16 protein-coding genes are annotated in these 22063 nt (G+C 61.1%); 4 read left to right on the forward strand and 12 right to left on the reverse strand.

Annotated elements, in window-relative coordinates; genetic code table 11:
• Positions 1–15 precede the first annotated feature (15 nt).
• From KKQ10_RS00460 to KKQ10_RS00470, 3 genes are read right to left on the reverse strand one after another with little or no spacing between them, the layout of a single operon-like run.
• Positions 16–1350 carry a TolC family outer membrane protein gene (locus KKQ10_RS00460; protein ID WP_353844733.1) on the reverse strand — a complete coding sequence of 445 codons (1335 nt, stop codon included), beginning with the start codon at positions 1348–1350 and terminating at the stop codon, positions 16–18.
• Between the two features lies 1 nt (position 1351).
• On the reverse strand, positions 1352–2698 hold the full coding sequence (locus tag KKQ10_RS00465) for an HlyD family type I secretion periplasmic adaptor subunit (RefSeq protein WP_215499639.1): 1347 nt from the start codon (positions 2696–2698) through the stop codon (positions 1352–1354).
• On the reverse strand, positions 2699–4435 hold the full coding sequence (locus KKQ10_RS00470) for a type I secretion system permease/ATPase (protein WP_215499642.1): 1737 nt from the start codon (positions 4433–4435) through the stop codon (positions 2699–2701).
• Positions 4436–4750: 315 nt separating this feature from the next.
• Between KKQ10_RS00470 and KKQ10_RS00475 the strand changes: the two genes are divergently transcribed.
• The gene (locus KKQ10_RS00475; RefSeq protein WP_127651427.1) at positions 4751–5449 is read left to right on the forward strand and encodes a response regulator; all 699 of its coding nucleotides are present in this window, start codon (positions 4751–4753) and stop codon (positions 5447–5449) included.
• On the opposite strand, the gene KKQ10_RS00480 is transcribed toward KKQ10_RS00475, so the two are convergent.
• Complete coding sequence (locus KKQ10_RS00480) at positions 5450–6928, reverse strand: sensor histidine kinase (protein ID WP_127651426.1); 1479 nt, start codon at positions 6926–6928, stop codon at positions 5450–5452.
• A gap of 73 nt (positions 6929–7001) precedes the next feature.
• Between KKQ10_RS00480 and KKQ10_RS00485 the strand changes: the two genes are divergently transcribed.
• Positions 7002–12950 carry a peroxidase family protein gene (locus KKQ10_RS00485; protein ID WP_215499643.1) on the forward strand — a complete coding sequence of 1983 codons (5949 nt, stop codon included), beginning with the start codon at positions 7002–7004 and terminating at the stop codon, positions 12948–12950.
• 89 nt (positions 12951–13039) lie between these two features.
• On the opposite strand, the gene KKQ10_RS00490 is transcribed toward KKQ10_RS00485, so the two are convergent.
• The 5 genes from KKQ10_RS00490 to KKQ10_RS00510 form a co-directional block, all read right to left on the reverse strand.
• Positions 13040–14503, reverse strand: coding sequence for a GDL motif peptide-associated radical SAM/SPASM maturase (locus KKQ10_RS00490; protein ID WP_215499645.1), 1464 nt, complete (start codon positions 14501–14503; stop codon positions 13040–13042).
• A gap of 101 nt (positions 14504–14604) precedes the next feature.
• Positions 14605–15183 carry a DUF1842 domain-containing protein gene (locus tag KKQ10_RS00495; RefSeq protein ID WP_127651423.1) on the reverse strand — a complete coding sequence of 193 codons (579 nt, stop codon included), beginning with the start codon at positions 15181–15183 and terminating at the stop codon, positions 14605–14607.
• A 42-nt stretch (positions 15184–15225) separates the two neighbouring features.
• Entirely contained in the window at positions 15226–15846 is a 621-nt protein-coding gene (locus tag KKQ10_RS00500; protein WP_215499647.1) for a DUF1842 domain-containing protein, read from the reverse strand.
• Positions 15847–15880: 34 nt separating this feature from the next.
• Entirely contained in the window at positions 15881–16066 is a 186-nt protein-coding gene (locus KKQ10_RS00505; RefSeq protein ID WP_215499649.1) for a DUF1843 domain-containing protein, read from the reverse strand.
• Between the two features lie 670 nt (positions 16067–16736).
• Entirely contained in the window at positions 16737–16967 is a 231-nt protein-coding gene (locus tag KKQ10_RS00510; RefSeq protein WP_127651420.1) for a hypothetical protein, read from the reverse strand.
• A gap of 41 nt (positions 16968–17008) precedes the next feature.
• On the opposite strand from KKQ10_RS00510, the gene KKQ10_RS00515 reads away from it, so the two are divergent.
• Both KKQ10_RS00515 and KKQ10_RS00520 read left to right on the forward strand, forming a co-directional pair.
• Positions 17009–17377 carry a lysozyme inhibitor LprI family protein gene (locus tag KKQ10_RS00515; RefSeq protein WP_215499651.1) on the forward strand — a complete coding sequence of 123 codons (369 nt, stop codon included), beginning with the start codon at positions 17009–17011 and terminating at the stop codon, positions 17375–17377.
• 73 nt (positions 17378–17450) lie between these two features.
• Complete coding sequence (locus tag KKQ10_RS00520; protein WP_215499653.1) at positions 17451–17747, forward strand: DUF7660 family protein; 297 nt, start codon at positions 17451–17453, stop codon at positions 17745–17747.
• Between the two features lie 16 nt (positions 17748–17763).
• Here KKQ10_RS00520 and KKQ10_RS00525 read toward each other — a convergent pair whose 3' ends face one another.
• The 3 genes from KKQ10_RS00525 to KKQ10_RS00535 all read right to left on the reverse strand — a co-directional run bounded on the left by KKQ10_RS00525 (position 17764) and on the right by KKQ10_RS00535 (position 22044).
• Entirely contained in the window at positions 17764–18081 is a 318-nt protein-coding gene (locus tag KKQ10_RS00525) for a DUF6966 domain-containing protein (RefSeq protein ID WP_215499655.1), read from the reverse strand.
• A 63-nt stretch (positions 18082–18144) separates the two neighbouring features.
• Positions 18145–20274, reverse strand: coding sequence for a TonB-dependent receptor family protein (locus tag KKQ10_RS00530; protein WP_215499658.1), 2130 nt, complete (start codon positions 20272–20274; stop codon positions 18145–18147).
• Positions 20275–20499: 225 nt separating this feature from the next.
• Positions 20500–22044, reverse strand: coding sequence for a methyltransferase regulatory domain-containing protein (locus tag KKQ10_RS00535; RefSeq protein WP_215499660.1), 1545 nt, complete (start codon positions 22042–22044; stop codon positions 20500–20502).
• Positions 22045–22063: the final 19 nt, after the last annotated feature.

A 22063-nucleotide genomic window follows, 5' to 3' on the forward strand; every position in this document is an offset into this window, starting at 1 on the left:
GGCCGTTCGGGTTAATCAGAACGACAGACTTGGCCCCAGGTAACCGTTGACGCTTTCGATGTCGTCGTCCCCCAGTGCGCCGACGTTCGCCGCCAGACGCAGCCTGGCCAGCAAGTAGCGCAGTTTGGCTTCGAACAAGTCGCGGCGTGCGGTGAAGATCTGCTCCTGGGCATTGAGGATGTCGATGTTGGTGCTGCTGCCGGCGAGAAAGCCTTTTTTTGAGGACAGCAACGAGCGCTCGCTGGAGATGACGGCTTTTTCCAGTGCATGGATTCGCGCTTCACCGCTTTGCACACTGCGAAACTCCCGGGTGGTGCCGGAGATGATTTCTTCGCGGGTTGCATTCAGGTCTTCTTCAGCCTGATCCCGTGTCGCAACGCTTTGCCGGGCCCGCGCGCTGACATAACCGCCGCTGTACAACGGAATGTTCAGCTCCACCCCGGCCGAGGTATAGCGGTTGCGTTGATTCTGGGTCGACAGGGTTTCGCTGTCGGCAGCGGTGTAGCCCAACACCAGATCGAGGGTCGGCCAGTGACCGGCCTTGGCCTTGGCGACTTCTTCATCAGCCGTGTTGACGTTCAGGCGGCGGGCGCGGATTGAGGGGCTGTCGGTGCCCGCGCGGATGATCCACTCCTGTAGCGTGGCGGGCTGCAAGGGGGGCGTAGGAAAGTTGTCCTGCAGCGTCGCGACCTGCTCGGGCGCTTCGCCAATGTATTCCTGCAGTTGACGTCTGGCGACGACGAGGCTGTCCTGAGCTTCGATCAATTCGGCCTGGGCCAGGTCGCGCCTGGCCACGGCCTCATCGACATCGGTCACGGTGCCGTCCCCTAACTCGCGGCGGCGTTGAGTGGACGCCACTTGCTCATTCAGCGCGTTGAGCTTGGCTGCGGCCAGCTTGGCGGTTTCATGGGCCAGCAGCACGTCGAAGTAGCGCCCGGCCAGGCGCACGGCCGAGTCCTGTGCCTTGCCGTCGAACACCGCATTGCCATAGTCGGCCTGATACTGACCCTGGCGGTACTCGGCCATTTTTTGCTTGTTGAACAACGGCTGGCGCACTTGCAGCGTGGCACCGCGCGAGGCGTAGTTCAGGTCGTTGGCGTGATTGTTGCCGTAAAAGTCAGGCTCTTTCTGCGTGCCATTGATGTGATTGTCGAACGCGGTAATACCGATTTTCGGCAGCAGGCCGGACTTGCCGATGGCTCGATTTTCCAGGGCCGCATCCCTCTCGTGACCGGCGGAGAGGAAGGTCGGGCCCTGAAACTGCATCAGATTCCAGGACTCACGCAGATCCAGTGCCGCCGCCGATTGCGCCAGGGCCAGCAACGCGGCCACACCGATCAGCCTGCGCACCTCATTGCTCCTTGAACGCGCTGTTTACGCGGTCGAGCAGGGGTTTCAACAGGTAGCTGAGCATATTGCGCTCACCGGTCTTGATGGTCACCGAAGCGGGCATGCCCGCGCGAATGTGATTGCTGCCGAGCATCGACATCCCCACCGGGGTGACTTCGATCTGCGCCAGGTAATAGGGCTGTTTGTTGTCCTCACTCATCAAGCGGTCAGCGGAAATGGTCAGCACTTGTCCGGGAATGTTCGGTGTCTGCACATGGTTGAACGCGGGAAACGAAATCGTCACCGGTAACCCCGGGTTCATGCGGTCGATGGCCTGCACCGGAATCATCGCGTCGATTTGCAGCGGCTCATGGGCCGGGACGATTTCCATGATCTTGAAACCGGGGGCAATCACGCCACCGACCGTCGACACGCTCAAGCCCTGCACCATGCCGTCGATGGGTGAGCGGATTACGGTGTGTCGCACTTGATAGTCCAGGGCTTGCAGGCGGTCGGTAAGGGCGCTGTTTTCCTTCTGCACATCGGCCAGCAGCGATTGCACTTCCTTGCGGTAGTCGTACTCGCGCTGAATGATGCGCAACTTGATGTCGGCAGCCTGGCCCCGGGCACGGGCGATGTTGTTCAGGTTGTCGGCCTGCGATGCGTTCAGATCGGACCCGGCGCGCTCCAGCTCCAGCATGCGATTGCGCGGCACGTAGCCTTCGGCGGCGAGTTGGCGCACGCCCACCAGTTCCTGATTGAGAAAGCCGATTTGGGATGAACGTGCGCTGTAGACACGCTGCAAGCCCTTGACCTGTGCTTCTGCGGAATTGAGCGATTCGCGCAGGATGTCGAGCTCGCCCGCCAGACTGGCGCGGCGCGTGGTGAACAGATGACGTTGCAGGCGAATGGCGTCGGTCAGGTGTTCGTTATCGGCATAGCGTTTGAGCATGGACGGGTCGAACACCACGTCGGGCAGACCATCACGTTCGGCTTGCAGGCGGTTTTCCATGGTTTTGGTGGCGATGAATTGCGCGTTCACCACGCCTTGTTCCGAGAGTGCCTGAGTCGCGTCCAGGCGCACCAGTTCCTGATCCTTGCTGACGGTGTCGCCCTCGCGCACCAGAATCGCGTCGATGGTGCCGCCGGTCTGGTGCTGGATCGCTTTGCGGTTGCTGGTGACCTTGACCGTGGCGCTGGCAACGATCCCGGCGTCCAGCGGCGCGAGCCATGACCAGAGCAGAAAGCTGCCAAAGCCGACGATCACCAACAGCACGCCCCAGCGTGCCGGGCGTCGGTCGTCGACGTCGATATCGGCGATTGCACGCACCAGCTCCTGGCCATGCGGATCAACGCTCAAGGCACCCATTTACTCTCTCCCGCGCACGGCTGACAGGGTTGGCGCCCCCACCGTTGGCAGCACGCTGGTCTGGCGCAGCGCGGCGAACACTTCTTCCCGGGGGCCGAACAACTGAGTGCTGCCTTCACGCAACATCAGGACTTTATCGACGGTGCCGAGGATGCTTGGCCGGTGGCTGATCAGCACGGTGGTGCAGTGCCGCTGTTTCAGGTCTTCCAGCACCTCGATCAGAGCTTTTTCCCCGGCGTCGTCAAGGTTGGCATTCGGTTCGTCGAGCACAATCACCGAAGGCTCGCCATACAGCGCCCGTGCCAGGCCGATGCGCTGGCGCTGGCCGCCGGACAATGGGTTGCCGTCGACATCCAGCGTCGTGTCGTAACCGCGGGCGAAGCGCAGGATCATGTCGTGAACGCCGGCGCGCTTGGCGGCGACGATCACCGCGTCACTGTCGACGTCGCCGAAGCGCGCGATGTTGTCGGCGATGGTGCCTTCAAACAGCTCCACGTCCTGGGGCAGGTAGCCGAGCCACGGACCGAGTTCCTGCTTGTTCCACAGGTACACGTCGACCCCGTCCAGGCGCACTTTGCCGCTGAGCGACGGCCAGATGCCCACCAGCAAGCGGGCCAGTGTCGATTTGCCGGAAGCGGAAGGGCCGATGATGCCGAGTGACTCGCCCGGTGACAGGCTGAAGTTAGGCCCGTGAAGGATGGCCTGGGTCATGCCCGGCGCGCCGGCGTGCAAGTGCTCCACCGAGATCATGCCGAGCGGGCGTTGCAGCTTCATCGCATCGGCGCGCGGAGGGAACTCCTGCAGCAGGTTCTTGAGTCTCGACCAGGCGCGACGACTGGTCAGCAATTGCTTCCAGGCACCAATCAATTGCTCCACCGGTGCCAGCGCCCGACCGCTGAGTATCGAGCAGGCGATCATCATGCCCGGCGTGATCGAACCTTCGATGGCCAATAGTGCGCCGGTGCCCAGAATCAGCGACTGCAAGGTAATGCGCACGAAACGCCCGAGGCCACTGATATAGGCGGCCCGGTCGGAGGCCAGGGTCTGCATTTCGAGAATTCGCAGGTGGCTGCCGAACCAGCGACCGGTGATCGCCGGCAGCATGCCCATTGCTTCGATGACTTCGGCGTTGCGCAGATTGTTGTTGGCGAAGGTGCCTGAGACCTGCGCGGCGATATTGGCTTCGCCCAACGGCTTTTTTGTGGCGACTTCGGTGAGCCATGTCAGTGCTACCAATATCAGCGAACCGCACAAGGTGACGATGCCCAGCAAGGGATGAATCAGATAGGCGACGAACAGGTAAATCGGCGTCCATGGCGCATCGAAAAATGCGAACAGACCATTACCGGTCAGAAACTGGCGGACCTGGGCGAGGTCCTGCAAGGCCTGCGCAGGGTTGCCGCCGGCGCGCTGCAGGTTGCGCTCGAAAGCCGCGCTAAACACTCGGCGATTGAGGGCCATGTCGAGCCGGTTGCCGACCCGGATCATCACACGGGTGCGCACCACTTCCAGCATCGCCAGCAGGGTGTACAGCCCCATCATCAGGATCGTCAGCATCAGCAGCGTGGTGAGGTTGCTGCTGACCAGCGCCCGGTCATACACCTGCAGCATGTAGATGGCTGGCGCCAGCATCAGCACGTTGATCACGCCACTGAATCCGGCCAGCGAATAAAACGTGCGGCGCAGCCGAAAAAACACATCGGCCAACTCGGATCGCGCGTGATTTTTCTTGTTCATCGGGAGGGTCCAATGCCGTGGCGTCATGTACCTCAGCGTAGGAGAGCGACTGTTGGTCGGATAACACCGCGATCCGGGTTATTGGCGATCGACAGATTTTTGACTGTTTGTGAGGTGTTACAAAACAATGGCTTGCCGGCGGGTTTTTCAGTCGCTTGTTATCAAGATTGCTTGTTGACGGTCAAAAATCGCCCGACTTAAGTCTAATTTCCGCGCTTTCGAGGTTCCCCGCACCCGACCGGTGCCCGACATCGCTGCGGGTTTGCTGCTATTAATCAATGGGGTCTGAATGCTTGGCTTAGACAGGAGCGCGTCATGAATCCGTTCATCCGCATCGGCATCGTCGATGATCATCCTTTGTTGCGTGAAGGCGTCGCCAATACCCTGCGAAAAAGGGCCGACCTGCAAGTCGTGGAGCAGGGTGGCAGTGCGGATGAAGCCCGGGATATCGCACTGCGGATGAGGCCGGACGTGATGTTGATGGACGTCAACATGCCGGGTGACGTGTTTGCAGCGGTCAGGTACATCGCGACGCAACTGCCGGACGTCAAGGTGCTGATGCTGACCGTTTCCGAATCGGAAGATGACGCCTACTCAGCGCTGGAGGCCGGCGCCAGGGGGTATGTGCTCAAGGGCGTCAGCGGGCCGGACCTGGTGCTGGCGATCCGTTCGATTGCCCGGGGCGAAACGTTTATCACCCCCGAATTCGCCAACAAACTGCTCAGCAACTTCAAAAAGCATGAAGCGGAAGTGCGCAAGATCGACCTCACCCACCGTGAGGAACAGATCATCCGCGAAGTCTCGAAAGGCCTGACCAACAAAGAGGTGGCGTCAAAGCTGTTCATCAGCGAAAAAACCGTCAAGTACTACATGACCTGCGTGATGCAGAAGCTGCACGCGCGCAACCGTGTTGAAGCGGTCACGGCGCTCAGGCGGCATTGGGAGCGCGAGGCTGTCGGGCGCTTGCACATAGGGGCGGTGCCGCCGCAGCTGGATGCCCATGGCGGGTCCTGATCAGACTCTGAGTCGTGCGCTGACCGAGGTGCCGCTGCCCGGTGAAGACTGAATACTGAACACCCCGCCCAGCGACTCCACGCGATAACGCAACCCGGCCAGCCCCAGCCGGTTTCTGCCGTGCCCGTCGACCACCATCGCATCGGCCGCCATGCCCGGGCCGGTGTCTCTGACTGTGATCCGCAGTGTCCCTTCTTCGTGGCTGGCGATAATCGTCTGGCCTTTGCCTTGCGCATGGCGGTAGGCATTGTTCAGGGTCTCCTGGACAAACCGGTAGAGGCACAGCTTGACCGGCAGCGGCGCTGAGTCCGGCAGTGTCGCGATATTCAATTGCACCTTGCTGCCGGTGCGTTGCTCATGCCGCTCGGCCACCAGTTGCAGTTCCTGCGTCAGGGTCAGGTCGTTGATTTCCGGAAGGGCCAGCCCGCGCGAAAGATCACGCACCTCACGCAGAGCATCGGTGGCGGCGCCGCGGATGGTTTCCAGCGACTCCTGATCAAGCGTGGTGCAGTGCTCGGCCAGGTCATCCAGACGGATCAGAATCAGTGTCAGCAGTTGCGCCGGGCCATCGTGAAGGTCGGCGCCGATGCGACGCAGGGTCAGTTCGTTGATGCGCGAGAACTCCTGGGTCGCGGTGTTGATTTTGCGATGCAGCGCCGCGTTGCTGACGTGCAGGCGAGTTTGTTCCAGCAACCGCAGTCGCAGTGACACTTGTTGGCGCTGGATGATCTGGTCGCCGCGCCGGACGAGGAAAAACAGCAGCGTCAACATCGCCAGGGTGGCGGTGCCGACCACCAGCCAGACCTGCTGGCGCACGCGGTTGATTTCCTGTTCCAGGCTTTCAGCCTTCTCATAGAACTCGCCCACGGCGATGATTTTTCGGGTGTTGAACTCGCGCAATGGCGCATAGATTTCGTAGAGCGGAACGTTGAGTTTGCGTTCGAACTCGTTTTCTTCCTGATCCAGGTCTTCAAGGTCGGTAACCACATTGCCCTTGAGTGCATCGGCGATTTCGTCCATCGGAAACTGCCGGTTGGTGATGGATTTGTCGGTGCTGTAAACCACCGTGCCATCGGCGCGCCAGATCTTGATCGAGACGATGTGGCGTTTGAGCGAGCGACTGTCCATCAGTCGATCCAGGGATTTGATGCTGTTGGGCGACAGACCGTTATCGCGACTCATCTCCTGCACATAGGGTTCCAGAAACGCCTCCATGTAGTGCGCACCAGCCTCGGCGGCACTTTGCACGGCCGCACGTTCTATCCGCGCACTCACCAGTTTGCCGACGAAAAACATGGTCAGCCCCAGGATCAGCGCGGCGGCGATGACGAACTGGGTGGAGCGGCTCAGGTGACGGGCGTGCAGCTTGATGCGCGAGCGCCAGACACCTCTGGAGGCCGGTCTTGATTCGACCAAAGTCTCAGTCTCATCGGCGACAAAAGTCTCGTTTTTTGATTGGACTTTTGCATCTTTTGCCATCGCGTCGATTTCCTGATGATCGTGGTAAGTCGGTTGAAAAACCTTGCGAGCCAACGGATATCCGGAGTTTGCCATGTACCAGCTAAAGCGCTTCACCCTCAATGCCAACGATATTTCGTTCCTTGAGCAGCAGGTGTCCTTTCCGACTATCCATATCGTTGGCTACGACAGCTCCGGTCAACCGCTGTACGGCTATGACGGTTCGGACGGCAATGTCCATGTGCTCGGGCTGCTCGGCAGTTTCAATCCACTCGACACGCCGCCCGGGGAACCCGTCTGGTACAACGGTGCGCGCGATCCGATCGGGCTGCGCGACGTCTCCGGTCATTTCAACAACCTGACTCAGGATGGGCAGAGCTGGGGCAGTTTCGCGCAGAACTTCATTCGCCTGACGCATTCGGACTACAGCCACTACGTCCAGCAAAACCTGGGTAACGCGGCACTGACCTCGGGCGCAGGCGTTCCGGCAGGTGCCACACCCTTGTCTGACAGTAGTTCACTGTACAGCGATCCGACAGCGTCACTGGTGGACTACACCCCCCGGATGATCAGCCAGACCATCGTCAGCGGCGGCGTCACCTTCGCCACCGACGCCAATGGCCATATTCAGCACACGGCCACGGGCGTGGCGATCGTCACCGATCCCGGCATTCTCGGCACCATCGGTGAAGTCGACACCAGTGCCCCGGACTCCGGTCAGTACTACATTCGCAACCAGAACACGGTGTCAGGCGACCCGTCGACCACCGGCTGGTTCACCCTGTTCGGGCAATTCTTCGACCACGGTCTGGACTTCATCAACAAGCCCAACCAGAACGCGACGATCACCATTCCGCTGGCGCCGGACGATCCGCTCTACGGCACGATCGGGCCGGATGGGCAGCCGGTGTATTCGATCAAGGTCCACCGGGCCTCCGTGGCTGAAGTGGACGGGCAGGGCCAAGCGCAGTACGTCAACCTCGATTCGCCCTACATCGATCAGAACCAGACTTACGGCTCCAATGACGCAGTCACGCAGTTGCTGCGCCAGTGGGTGGCCGATCCGAATCACCCGGGACAATTCATTGCCGGTGCGGCGCTGTTCGACGGCACGACACTGAGCGATGAAGCGGCCTGGACACTCAACGGCGTGCTGACCCACCAGACCCTGCCGACCTTGAGTGAATTGCGCGCCCACGTGCTGGCCACCGGTCGTGATGATCTGACCTGGGACGACATCGCCAACTTCCGCGTGCGCGATGCCCATGGCCATGTACTCGATGCCGATCCCAACACTGCTGGCGTGCAAGCGGTGTACACCCGCGAGGCGTTGCTGCTGGACATGAACCCGCACTTCGATGATGCGCATATCGACCAGGCTCGACTGATGTCGCTGGATTCGCACATCACCAGCATCACCTTCGATGCCAACAACCCTTACGGCATGGTCGTCAATTACGATAATGCCGGTCCGAAGAATCTGTTCAGCTTCGTCAACTTTGCTGATTTCACTATCAGTGCAGCGCCGGGCAGTGCCGACTACGCAGTAGCCAACGAACTGCTGCTGCAATCAGTGGGCGACCATTACATTGCCGGCGACGGGCGGGTGAACGAAAACTTCGGTCTCACGGCGATTCATCACGTGTTCCACGAAGACCACAACGTGCAGTTGATCAACCTGCAGAACGAGGTGCTGAGCCAGACCGACGTCAATGTGCGGCACAACTGGCAGGTGCAGGTCAGCAATGGCAGTGGCGGTTTTTATGCCGACGCCAATGGCAATTTCACCCTGGCCGACGGCGTCACGGTGTCATGGGATCAGGACAAATTGTTCTACGCCGCCAAACTCACCGTGGAGATGGAATACCAGCACGTGGCGATCGACCAGTACGCCCGGCTGATTACCCCGGACTTGCCTGAATTTGTTACCTACGATTCGGGGATCAACACCAATATCTCGCTGGAGTACGGTCAGGCCGCGTTCCGCTTCGGGCATTCGCAGTTGCGGGAAACCATCGATGCGCTGGAGAAAAACGCCAGCGGCGGCTACGACCTGACCGGCGCGATCACCCACTACGCACTGGAGCAGGCGTTCCTCAATCCCGGCGGTTTTGCCGAAGTGGGGCCAACCGCAATTGCTTTGGGCATGACCCGGCAGATCAGCAACGAAATCGATGAATTCGTCACCCCGGCATTGCAGCAGGGCTTGCTCGGCCAGCCACTGGACCTGGCGACCATCAACCTGGCGCGCGGTCGGGATCTGGGGCTGCCTACCCTGAACCAGGCGCGGCAGCAGATCCACGATGCGTTGATCGCAGAACGGGCGTCACCGGCTGGCGCGCAGCACCACACCAACCTGATCGTCGATGGCCTGACGCCCTATACCAGCTGGAGCGACTTCGCCAACAACATGATTCACCCCGAGTCGCTGGTGAACTTCATCGCGGCCTATTCGTTCGACGGTGATGTGGCGCACGCCCAGGCGATCATCGATGCCGATGCGACGGGCGTGACCACCAACTACGCCGGTGGCAGTGTGACGGCAGAGCAAGCGGCCTATTTCCTCTCCGGTGCGGCGGATCCCAACGGCAATCACGTGGCCGGTTATGACGGTTACAACGCGATCGACCTATGGATCGGCGGTCTGGCGGAAAAGCACGTCTATACCGGGCAACTGGGGACCACCTTCAATGCGATCTTCGAGGATCAGATGGAACGGTTGATGGACGGTGACCGTTTCTACTACCTGTTCCGCCTCGACCTCGGCTTGCCGGCGATGACCAACCTCAACGAGCAGGTGGTCACTGAGCAGTTCAAGGACATCATCGAGCGCACCACCGACGCACGGCACCTGGCCGGGGATGTGTTTGGTTACGCCGACAGTTACATAGAGTTGAGCTACACCGACTCGGGCGCCAGTCCGACCGCGTACAAGAGCGAGCACAAGTACGGCACGCTCATTGAAGCCAACCACATGGGTGTCTATTCGACCGGCGGCGTTGGTGGCATTGGCGGCAACGGCTTGCTGGTGAGCCTGAGCAATCCGGAAACACACACCTCACAAACCTACATCCGTGACTATCGGCCGGATCAGGGCGAGAACCCCGACGGCACCGCAGCGGTGGGTTACAACTCCCACGAAGTGCTGGTCGGCACTGACTACAACGACTGGCTCGATGCGGGTGACGGCGACGATACGATCTACGGCGAAGGCGGCGACGACATCCTCGATGGCAAGGCCGGTGCTGACCATATTTACGGCGGCGACGGCAATGACGTGATCTACGGTGGCGACATCGAAGACTTCCTTGATGGCGGCGAAGGTGACGACACCATTTATGCCGGGACCAGTGCCGGCGCCCTGGATGTGGTGATCGGCGGCAACGGCAATGACCACCTCTATGGCGAAGCCGGTATCGACGAGTTGTACGGCGGCGCCGGTAACGATTACATCGATGCCGGTGGCGACACCGACCTGGTCCACGGCGGCGACGGCAACGACGAGATCTATGGCGGCGACGGCCCGGACATTCTGTTCGGTGAGGACGGCGATGACATCATTTCCGGCGGCTCCACCGGTGACCAGGAATTCGGCGGTGTCGGCGACGACATTTTGCTGCCGGGGCTCGGTGGTGCTCCCGGCCAGGGCGATGGCGACGAGGCCCTTGGCGATGTCGGTTTCGACATTGCCGCGTTCAGCGACGTGAACATCGCGCTGGATGCAGCGGCGGATCTGAACAACCAGAACATCGTCGCCGCACCGGGTACCGGCGTGCTGTTCCAGCCGTTCAACGCCTTGCTCACCGACATTGAAGGGCTGATCGGTTCACGCTTCAGTGACAGTCGGCCCAACAGCGCCTCGCCGGCCAATCCGACGGCCGGGTTGATCGGCAACGCTACCGAGAACTGGCTGATTGGCGGTAGCGGCGATGACGTTGCCCAAGGCAACGGCGGCAATGATGTGATCGTCGGCGACTCGATCAAACTTGCCGACCTCAATCACCTGCTCGCCAGCCAGGGCTTCGCCGAACACTTCACCGGCCTGCAAGCCAGTCGTCCGGGCTTCATTCTGGGCGACAATCATGCTGCACCCGGGACCGCCGATGGTGTAGCTGATGCCGCGATCCTCAGTGGCAACTTCGCCGACTACAGCATCACCAAGTTCACCGACACTCGTCCGGGGGGCGAGATGATCACGGCGTTCAAGGTCGTGGATCTGCGCTTGGGGGCCGCGAACGTCGACGGTACCGATATCGTGATCGGTGTCGAGAAACTGCGCTTCGCCGATCGCACGGTCAATCTGAGCATCACCAACCATCTGCCCACCGGTAATGTCGCGGTGTCCGGATTCGCCACCGCTCCCACCACGCCGAGCCGGCCAGTGCCGACGCAGTATCGGCTGACGGCCAACACCTCGGCGATTCAGGATGCCGACGGCTTGCCCGGCCCCAGCGGGTTCTCCTATCAGTGGCAGGCGCTGGTGGGCGCTACGTGGCTGAACATCTCCGGCGCCAATGCCTCGACATTTGCTCCGACCTCGGCGCAGTTCGGTCAGCAAGTGCGAGTGCTGACCACCTACACCGACAACAGCGGCACCGTGGAGCAATTGACTTCGGATCCGACGGAAGCGGTAGGGCGCTTCATCGAAGGCAGCAACTTCTTCAGCAATACCCTCAACGGCACCAACTATCAGGACATCCTGATGGGTTATTCGGGCAACGACGTGCTCAATGGCGGCCTCGGATCGGATCTGCTGGATGGCGGCAGCGGCAGCGACATCATGCGGGGCAATGCCGGCAATGACATCTACGTGGTCGACGCCAATGGCGATGTGGTGCAAGAAAACCTCAATGAGGGCACCGACACGGTGACGTCGTCAGTCAGCTATACCCTGGGCGCCAACGTCGAGAACCTGACCTTGCTTGGCTCCGGCAACATCAACGGCACCGGGAACGGTCTGGACAACGTCATCACCGGCAACAGTGGCAACAACCAGCTCAGCGGGCTGGCGGGCAATGACACGCTGTTCGGTGGCAGTGGCAACGACACGATGCTGGCGTCGCTCAACGATGGCAACGACCACTACGACGGCGGAACCGGCACTGACACTTATGATCTGTCCGCCACGTCGGCGGCGGCCACGGTGGATTTGCAGGCAGGCACCTCCACCAGCACCCAGACCGGTAGCGACACCTTGACCGGCATCGAAAACATCAACGGCGGTTCCGGCAACGATCACATTCAGGGCGATGGCGCCAGCAACCTGTTGCAAGGTCAGGGTGGCAATGACTGGCTGGATGGCGGTAGCGGTAGCGATACCCTGGTGGGCGGCCAAGGGCTGGACGGCGTGTTCGGCGGACTGGGGAATGACACCCTGCGGGCGTCGGTCAACGACGGCAATGACACCTACGATGGCGGTGGCGATGTCGATACCTATGACCTGTCGGCGACCTCCTCCAGCGCCACGGTCAACCTGGCGACAGGTCTGGCGAGCAGTTCGCAGACCGGTGCCGATACGTTGATCAATGTCGAGAATGTGATCGGTGGTAGCGGTGCCAATACCTTGACCGGCGATGGTGGCAGCAACGTGCTGACCGGGCAGGGCAGCACGGACACACTCGCCGGTGGAGGCGGTAACGACACCCTCGAAGGGGGCGGAAATCGCGACATCTTGTCCGGCGGCGCGGGCAATGATCTGTTCGTTTTTTCTGCCACGGGCGACTCGGGCACGTCAACGTTGACGCGAGATGTCATCAATGACTTCACACATGGCCAGGATCACATCGATCTGTCGTTGATCGATGCGCGGACTTCCGGAGCGGGTTCTGCCGGCAATCAGGACTTTACGTTCCTCGGCGAGTGGAATGGCGTGGGTACCGAGTTCAACAATCAGGCGCAGCTCAAGTATCACTTCGTGAACGTTGGCGGCGTGGATCACACTTACGTGGAGGGCAATGTCAATTCAGGATCGAGTGCAGATATTCAGATCGATCTGGTGGGGCATGTCGCGTTGACAGCAAGTGACTTTGTCGGCGTGGTTTGATTCAACAATGAGAAAAAAGGCGCCCATTTCAGGAGATGGGCGCCTTTGTTGCACACGCCTCGTTGCCGTCCGTTCTGCTGCAAGAGATCTCAGTTCAAGCGACTCGGCGCGATGCCCAGCAGCCCGGTCAGCGTGTTCATGATCGCCTGCTGCCGCGCTCGATTGGCCTGGTGTTCGGCTTCGGCGGCGGCGACATCGGCGTTGCAATGTGGACAGATCACCTCGTGCGGATAGATGTACTGCAAGCAGCTGCGGCACAGGCTCAGTTGCGGGGCGATCCGGCCTTGCTCCGGCGATTGCTGGCCCTGATTGATCCACGCCAGTTTGACCACCTGACCGCTGTCACTGACGCTGCTGACCTTTTCGCCGGTGTCGATGCGTTCGGTGATCAGGTCGAAGCGGCCGACCGCGAACGACTTCTGCGCCGCTTCCTCGACCTTGACGATGCGCTCGCGCAGCCCACGCTTTTGCAGCTCCAGCGTGCGGTAATGGCAGTAGGGGTTGTTGCCGGGTTTGCCGAGCAGCGAATGCGAGGTCCAGGTGCAACCGCCGCGACACACGTCGTTGTAATAACAGCCACGGCAGTAACCCCACATGTCATCCACCGAGCGCAGGCGGCCGAAATGCATGCCTTCGCTGTAGTGCCAGATGTCGTGCAGGCTCATGTTGCGCACGTTGCCCCCGGAGAACCCGACGGTCGCCAGTGACGGGCAGCCTTTGACCGTGCCGTCGGCTTCCAGCGCCAGAACCGTCTGGCCGGCGGCGCAACCGGTCCAGTGCACGCGTTCGTCACCGAAGCCGCGCCACAGGTGTTCATACGGGCCGTAATAACCGATGTTGTTGCCGACGTTCATCAGCAGGCCACGGTCGACACCTTCACGATACAGGCGTGCCAACAACGGCATGACGTCCAGCAGTTGATAGGGTTGCAGCAGCAACTCCGGGTGATCCACCGCGTTGCCCATGGCGACGGTGATCTGGATCTGCCAGTGCGTGGCGCCGAGCTCGATGATGGTGTCCATCAGTGCCGGCAAGTCCGGCAGTGTGGCGGCGCCGATCTGGGTGTTGACGCTCACCGCCAGTCCTGCGGCCTTGGCCCGGCGCAGGGTGTCTACAGCCTTGTCGAACGAGCCGGGCACGTTGCGCACGGCGTCGTGCAGCGGGGCGAGGCCGTCGAGGGAAATGCCCACACCGTCGAGCCCGGCATCGACCGCCGCCTGCATCTTCGCCGGGGTCAGGTTGCGTCCGCCGGTCTGGATCGCGCAGTACATGCCGTGGTCGTGAATGGCCTTGATCAGTTGCGTCCAGTCCTTGCGCAGATAGGCTTCGCCGCCGATCAGGGTGATCTCGCGGGTGCCGAGCGCGGCCAGCGAGTCGATGACGTCCAGGCACTCGCGGGTATTTAGTTCGTCAGGCCGTCGATGCCCTGCGCGGGAGCCGCAATGCAGGCATTTCAAGTCGCAGGCCAGGGTGATCTCCCAGACCACGTGCACCGGCACGTAGCGTTTGAGATCGGTGTCGCTGAGGTAACGGGCGGGGCGCACGTCTGACATGGGAAATCCTTGCGCACAGTCCTGTGCGCGCTACGAATGGATTGACCGCGGTTGAAAAGCCCCGGGTGAGATCCGTTGCGATCTCGCCCGGGGCTTGCCGGCTAGCGCGCTTCCAGTCGCGCGATTTCCGCTTTCAAATGCTCAAGAGCGCTACGCAAGGCGCCTTCGTGCGCCACTTGTTGCTCGGCCTGTTGCACCACGGTTTTGAGCTGCGCCAGATCGCCGCTGGTCTGCGCCTGCTGCACGGCCACGGCGTACAGTGGCTGCGGGTGTGGCCCCGGATGCGGTTGCTCGCTGGGTGCCTGATGCACCGCGACATGCTTCACTTCGTGCCACTGGCCCTGTTCTTCATAGCGATAATCGACAAAACCGCTGTCCCAGTCGCTGCCCAGAATGCCTCTGAGGTGGAACGTCTGGGCGATTTGGCTGGGCGGGCGGCTCGGGCCGCCGTCGAGGGTGAGGATGATGTGGTTCTCGACATTGGCAGTCAGTTTGGATTCGGAAAAACTGCCCCAGACCGGTTCCCGGTAATTGACCGTCGGCCAGGTGGCCTGGAACACACTGGCAATCCCGCTGACACGTTTGTGCGCAGTATCGACCAGCAGATCAAGGGTCAGGACCGGTGCACCGAGCAGTGCATTGCTGATGCTCAGACGGGTGTGAAAAAGTCCAATCGACATGGTGCTACTCCCTAAAGTGAATGGCGGATCAAGTGGCCTGACTCAGCGGCTCTGCAGCCGGCTGACTTCTTTCTTCGCCGCTTCCAGTGCGCTCTGCAGTTGCGGTTGTTGGTCGAGTTGCTGCTGCGCGAGTTTGGCCAGATTTTTCATCTGCGCCAGGTCACCGCTGGCGATCGCACTTTGGATCGGCGCGGCGTACAGCGGCAGGATCGGTGGGTGCGGACTGATCACCGGGCCCGGGTGGTACGGTGAAGGCAGCGACTCCTGCAGATGCGCCGGGGCGTTGTTGACCTCGTGCCAGCGTTGACCATCGAAATAGCGATAGTTGGCGACGCCTTCGCGCCAGTCGGTGCCGACTACCAGACGCACATCGAAGTTATCGATGGAGTTGGAGCCCGGCCCGCCGTGATTGCCTTGGGCGGTCACGAGGATTTTGCTGACCCCGGGCGACATCACGGTGAGGTAGGTGTACTCACCCCAGACGTCTGAATGCACGTCGAGTGGCGGGTTGGTTGCCTGGGTGATCACGGCGGTGCCGTTGACTTTCGCATTCGGCGTCGAGACCAGCAGGTGCAGGGCCAGCGACTGCGCCCCGGGCGCACCGGTGCCGATGCGATAGCTCACCGGGAACAAACCGACATTTTGCTGAGTAGAACCGGACATGTTGATTGCCTCCATTGCAATGTGATTGATGGCTTCAGGGCTTTTCGTGCCTGGAAATTTCCCTGGCCAGTTCTTCGTACGCATCCTTCAGGTCTTGCGCTTCAGGTTTACGGGTGTCGCGCTGTTGCAACAACGTCTTCATGTGCTGCACATCGCCTTGCTTGATTGCGCCTTGAATGGCGACGCCATAAGGCGGGATGTTGGCCGTTGAACGGGACATATCGAGGGTTTCCTCATCCGTGCTGCAAATCCGCCCCCCGATGAAAAGGGGCGCCTTACCTGACAGACAGGCCGCCTCTGCCTGCTGGAACCCCGGCAAGCGAGCAACCTGATCCGTCGGGATCTGATCGAAGGGTGTTTTCAGTTCGCGCAGCGCCGGCGAATGGAGGCCGGCGCCCGTGTCCTCAGCCGAACCCGCCGGGCTGGACTTCGGGAGCGTCGCGAGTGGCCTGCCGCAGTGGCAGACGTGGGGAATTGACCGGTACGTTGTTCATCTTTCTGTCCTTGAGAGAACACAACGAAACGCAGGGATCAGTTGCGCGCTCGGCAAGAGCGCAGGAGAACCGCAAGCACAAAAACCATCCCTGATTTCTTTTCCAGTGCCGCGACGGGCGAGCGCGTGACCGCCGCTCGCGGGTCGCTGGCATATAGCCAGCCACGCAACCCTAGATCCGATTTCGCGGCCCTGCCAGACAAAGCGCCGAACGGTCGTGGGCGGGACATTGACGTGAGGCAGGACGTATCCGCACCAGACCTTCAAGCCATTGAGCGGACACAGGTATTTGTCTGGACGAGACGGGGGCAGGGCAGCGCACACCGGATGGACTCATTGGCAATAAGCGACCCACCCGTTGGGCATATTCGCGCGGCGCAGCTCTGTAGTCAGTGGACTAATTACCGTCGGCGACCTTGCGTTCGATCGCATCGGTCTTACGCTTGAGTTCCTCGGCCTCTTGTTCCTTGGTGCGGATCGAGGTCGGGGTAATCACCTCGTCCACGGCTTTGGTGTCATCGTCGCTGTCTTGCAGATCCCGGCGAACCACGTCGACCGGTTTGCCCGAGGAATCGAGCGGTGGCGCGTCATGAGGGGTTGCAGGCTTGATATCGTCGGTGCTTTTCATTACTCATACCTCCATTGACTTACAACGTTGGATACGACGACATGACGCGAGTTCGAGAAATTTCATCGGTGATCGGCGTGCTACTCGGCGCCGGTTTATGGCTGGCCGCCGATTCGGCATTCGCCGCCAGTTTTGACTGTGCCAAGGCCAAAGCGGCGGACGAACAAGCGGTCTGCGCCAACCGCACGCTGAACGATCTGGATGTGACCATGGGCGAGCTGTTCAGCCTCGACAAACGCCTGCTGCCGATGGGCGGACGCGATGCGCTGATCGGCGAACAACAGGCCTTCCTGAAAAGCCGCAAGGCCTGTGGCGCGAAGGTGAGTTGTCTGACCGATCTGTACCAGCGCCGGGTTGAAGCCTTGCGCAACATCATCGAGACGCGGGTGATGACGCAGGGACCGTTTTGACGGGCTGATTGACCTCAACATCGATGCATAGCAGCATCCCGGGCAAACCATTCGCCAACAGGAAAGTGCCACGATGTCTGCGCCTGATGATCTTGATGAGTTGCTGGAAAGCGTGAGCGACGAGCAATCGTTCATTGCGTTTATTCAGGCACTGGGCACCGACTTTGCCCGTGAGCGTTCGGTGAGCGAACCGCTGTCGCCCTATGGCCGGAGTGCCTCGGGTTGGGAAAACGGTTCTTTGGATACGTTTCTTGACGCCGCAGGTGCCTGGGCGCTCGCCAGTTCCAGACAGGCGGCAGCAGATGTCTCTTCAGCTAATGTATGGCAGCGCTGTGCAAGCATTTTGCTGGCGGGTAAGTTTTATGAGTGAGCCGGGAGAGGGAATGTCAGTTTTGCGAATCCCTGATTGCCTCGGCCAGTCGCGCAGCCTCGGCACGCAACGTGTCGAAATGTTCGTTCAACTCGACGTGGCCGGGTTTCCAGGCGAATACGCCATCGACACGACTCTGCCCTAAAACCACATCATTGAACGAACCCATTCCACCGTAGGCCGACAATAAGTAGGTGACCCCGGAGTAATCGGAGTCAAGAAGACGCGCTCTTGCGCTGCGCATCCACTGGTTCCAGTGCGTGTCTCCATCGCTTTCAAGTATCTCGATCAACTGACCCAGCACATTGATCAGCTCCTGCGTTTTCGGTCCCATTTCCCGGAAACCTCCTTTTTGATCGAGAGCGCTTTTTACAAGGGTTGCCAAATCGGTAAAGCCTCAAAGCAAACTCCACGACACCCCGACATAAACCCCCAATCCTTCACCCGGCGTAGACCGCGCCGCATCCTGGCCCTTGTCGTCATACCCCGGTGTGACCGTCGCGGCGTAGTGCTGGTTGGTCAGGTTGCGCAGGTCCAGCCAGGTTTGCCAGTCGTTTTTCGGCGCGTTGTAGCCGACGGTGGCGCCGAACAGTGTGTAGGGATCGGCGTAGTAGCTGTTGGCGTAATCCACCGCGACCTTGGACACCAGTTGCGTGTTGACCGCGGCGAAGAAGCCTTGCGGCCAGTCGTGGCGCAGTTCGCCCTGGTAGTAGTGCATCGGCAGGCCGGGCAGGCGGTTGTCGCCGAAACGCTGGTCGTCGCGGTAGTGGAAGTCGCTGAAGGTGTAGGCCTGGCGCAGGGTCAATTTACGCCCGTCATCGGCTGACCACAGCGTGCTCTGCAGACTGGCTTCGACACCCTGATGCACGGTGGGGCTGGCGTTGAGTTCGTAAGGGGTGACGGTGTTGGCGTCCGGCAGCACCGAGAGCAATTCATGGCGCACCTGCGCGTAGTACCACGCCAGGCTCCACTGGCCGAGCGCGCTGTCGCCACGGCCGCCGAGTTCGAGGGTGGTGGCGGTCTGGTTTTGCAGTTTGATCGGGTCGCGCTGGGTGCCGGTCGCCGCACCGTTGCCGGCCGGGAAGCGGATGTTCGAACTGTAGATCAGCGACCACGGATGTGGCGCTTCGACCGAACGGCTGAGGTTGCCGAACAGTTGCAGGTCCGGCGTGACCTGATAGCGCAGGCCCAGACGCGGGGCGTAATCCCAGTCGTTCTGGCTGGTCTTGCCGCCGCTTTGCGGGTAGGTGACGGCGCTTTCGCGGCGGGTGTAGAGGGCGGCGAGGCCGGTGGTCAGCCATAGATCGTCGGCGATCTCCAGGTCGTTGCCGACGTGCAGAACGGTGTCCGAACCCTGATAGGTGAAGTTGCGCATGCGGGTGCCCGGCGCGTAGCCGGCGGTGTTACCGCTGGGGATGCGTACGAATTCGCTGGCGCCGTCGTTGGGCAGGTGTTTGGTGGTGCGCAGGCCCACGGTGCTGCGGCTTTCCATCCCGAGAAAGGTGTCGCGGCGCTTGTAGTCGAAGGTGCCGCTGACGTCGGTGTAGGCCACTTTCAAGCGATTCGGGCCTTCGCGCAGGTCCATCGGGTAGTCGTGATAGACCAGCCCGGTCTGGATGCTCGAATCGTCGTCGATGTAGTAGGTGGTCTTGTTGCCGATGAAGGTGCTGCCGGGCTGCTTGCGGCTGTCGTCGCGCGACACGTAGGCCGGGTTGGCCGCCCGTGGATCGTGCTCGATCGAGTGCTTGGTCACGCGTCCGGCGAGGTCGTTGTCGGTCTGCCGGTAGCGGAAATAGAAACGGGTTTCCAGGTTCGGGTTGAAGCGATAGCCGAAGTTGGCGATCACGCCCTGACTCTCGCTGGCGGTGTGATCCTGATAACCGTCGGCGTTCGAATCGGTCAGCGACACGTAGTAATCGAAGTCGCCCAGCACCTGCCCGGAGCTGACCTGACGCTGCTGATAGCCGTGGCTGCCGGTGGCATAGCGCACCTGCAGTTTCGGCGCGTCATAGCCGGTGTGGCTGACGTAATCGATGGCGCCGCCCAGCGCCAGTGCGCCGCGATCGAAGCCGTTGGCGCCGCGCAGCACCTCCACATGGTCGAGCCACAGCGGTTCGAGCAATTCGTAGGGTGTGCCGCCGGGGCCGGTCAGCGGCAGGCCGTCGAGCATCGTGTACAGCCCGGAAGCATGGGCGCCCGGAGCACGGTTGATCCCCGAACCACGGATCGAAATCTTCACCCCTTCATTGCCCGCCGACTGCGCGTAGACCCCCGGCTGATACGCCAGCACATCCTGATTACTCGCCACCTTGCCCTGCAACGGCTGGTGCATGTCGACCACGTTGGTGCCGCCGGGCACCTGCGCAAGGCGCGCTTCGGCTTCGGCCACGGAGGCGTCTGCGCCGCTTTGCTCCTCAGCCGAAATCAGCACCTGGCCCAACTCCATGCCTTTGGGTTCCTCGGCCATGGCCGGGCAGGCGAGGGCCAGACCCAATAGGGCAGTGGGCAGGGATTTGGGCGCGGGCATCGAAGAAACTCCAGACAGACAGGAACGGGCAATGAACAGTGCGACGCAACAAGGAACGATGGGAGCACATGGGGATTTTGCTTTTTTGCCGGGGAGCGAGGCGGTAGATGCGGCGGCGATTACTCGGGAGACGGCACTCAGGGCCATAAACGCAGACGACTGGCCGCATTGGAGGACGGCCAGTCGCCTGGTTTGCCTGCGCGTCAGTCCGCGCGCAAGTGAGCGTCAGGCGATTTTCAACGCCTGCAGAATAATCAGCGATGTCTCGGCAAATGCCTGGGCCTGTTCGGTCAGTTCGGCGAGATTCTCCTGGGCCGTGAGCAGAGGCTGATCCCCCTTGAGCAGCACTTCGCCCTGATCACCGATAACGCTCCATGCCAGTTGCGCCCAGTCTTGCGGGTCGGTCATGCCTTGTTTGAGCGCAATCAGGAACAACTGCTGGAAACGGCTGACCGGCACACCGCCGCCGGTGACCGGGCTGGCGAGCACCTGAATGTTGCTGTTGAACAGTGCGCGTTTGCACAGTTGCAGGTTGAGTGTGTTGCAACGCTCCTGCACCTGTCTTTCGGCGGCTTCGCTCTGGCACGGCGCGGCGACGCCCATGCCGATCAGCACGCTGACGGCCTGCACCAGGTCGTCATAAGCAACGGAGCCGACAGCCATCGACAACTGCTGCAAGGTTTTTGGTGCGTAGGCATTGGCGGCGAGCGCTTCGAGCACCGGGCCGTAAATGTCCGCCTGTAACGAAGCCTCGCCAGCGGGGCCAGTGACCATGCCTGGAATGTGTTCAATGGTTTGCAACAGGGCAAAACGGCTTCTCAGCAGGCCATCGCGCTGCTCGGCGGCAGACAGCCGATTGGCGCCGCGCACGTACAGATCGCGGCGGAAATGCTGATTGACGAAGTAGTCACGCGCCTGCTCGCGCATGATCGGGTGCTCGATTCCCTCGAGAAAGTCCATGCCTTCTGCGCTCAGATTCAGCGGGGCCACCGTGTCCAGCGGCACGGCGGTGGTGGCGTAGTCCAGTTTGGCTGAGGTCATGGCATCGACCACGTCCGTGAAATACATGCAGTTCCAGTCGCGGTTGAAGTATTCATGGGCCACGTACTGACGATTCTGGCCCTTGATGCTGTTCAACTGGGCGCCCAGGCTCGGCGCTGCGCTGGCGTATTTGGGATTGGCCGCCAGCAGCGCCTCGGAAAATTGCAGTGCGGCATCGATGCGTTTGGCCGGGCTGGTAGTGGTCTGGCTGGCAAAGCGGTTGTGCAGGCTGAACAGATTGCGCAGTGGCGCCGAAGGCGACCAGCCCGGGAAGCAGTTGTAGCTGACGTACAACATGCCGCCGGGTTTGAGGTGACGGCGGGCGAACTCGACGATCAGTTTCTGGTTGTCCCGGCTGACCCACGTCCAGATGCCGTGCAGGCTGATGCTGTCGAAGGGCGGCAGATCATCGCGGGCCAGCAATTGCTCGAAGCTGTCGTCATACAGCCGTGCCTGACTGTTCCAGTCGCTCGCCAGCGCGATGGCATGGGCCGCCTGGGACGGCGTGAAGTCCGTGCCGACATAGTTTCCCGGGTTGGCAGCGGCATGGATGTTGATCGAGACGCCCTGGCCGAAGCCCAGTTCGCAGTGATAGCCGCTGGCATTCTCCAGCGTGGCAAAACCGCGCAACAACAAACAATAACGTTGGAACACCGGGTTGATTTCCCGGCTATACGAGTAGGTGTAACCCTCGTCGGTGAAATACCCTTCGTTCCAGGCATTGCTCATGTGTGCACCCATTATGTCG

It is taken from the genome of Pseudomonas sp. MG-9, assembly GCF_018729515.1.
Lineage (GTDB): Bacteria > Pseudomonadota > Gammaproteobacteria > Pseudomonadales > Pseudomonadaceae > Aquipseudomonas > Aquipseudomonas serboccidentalis.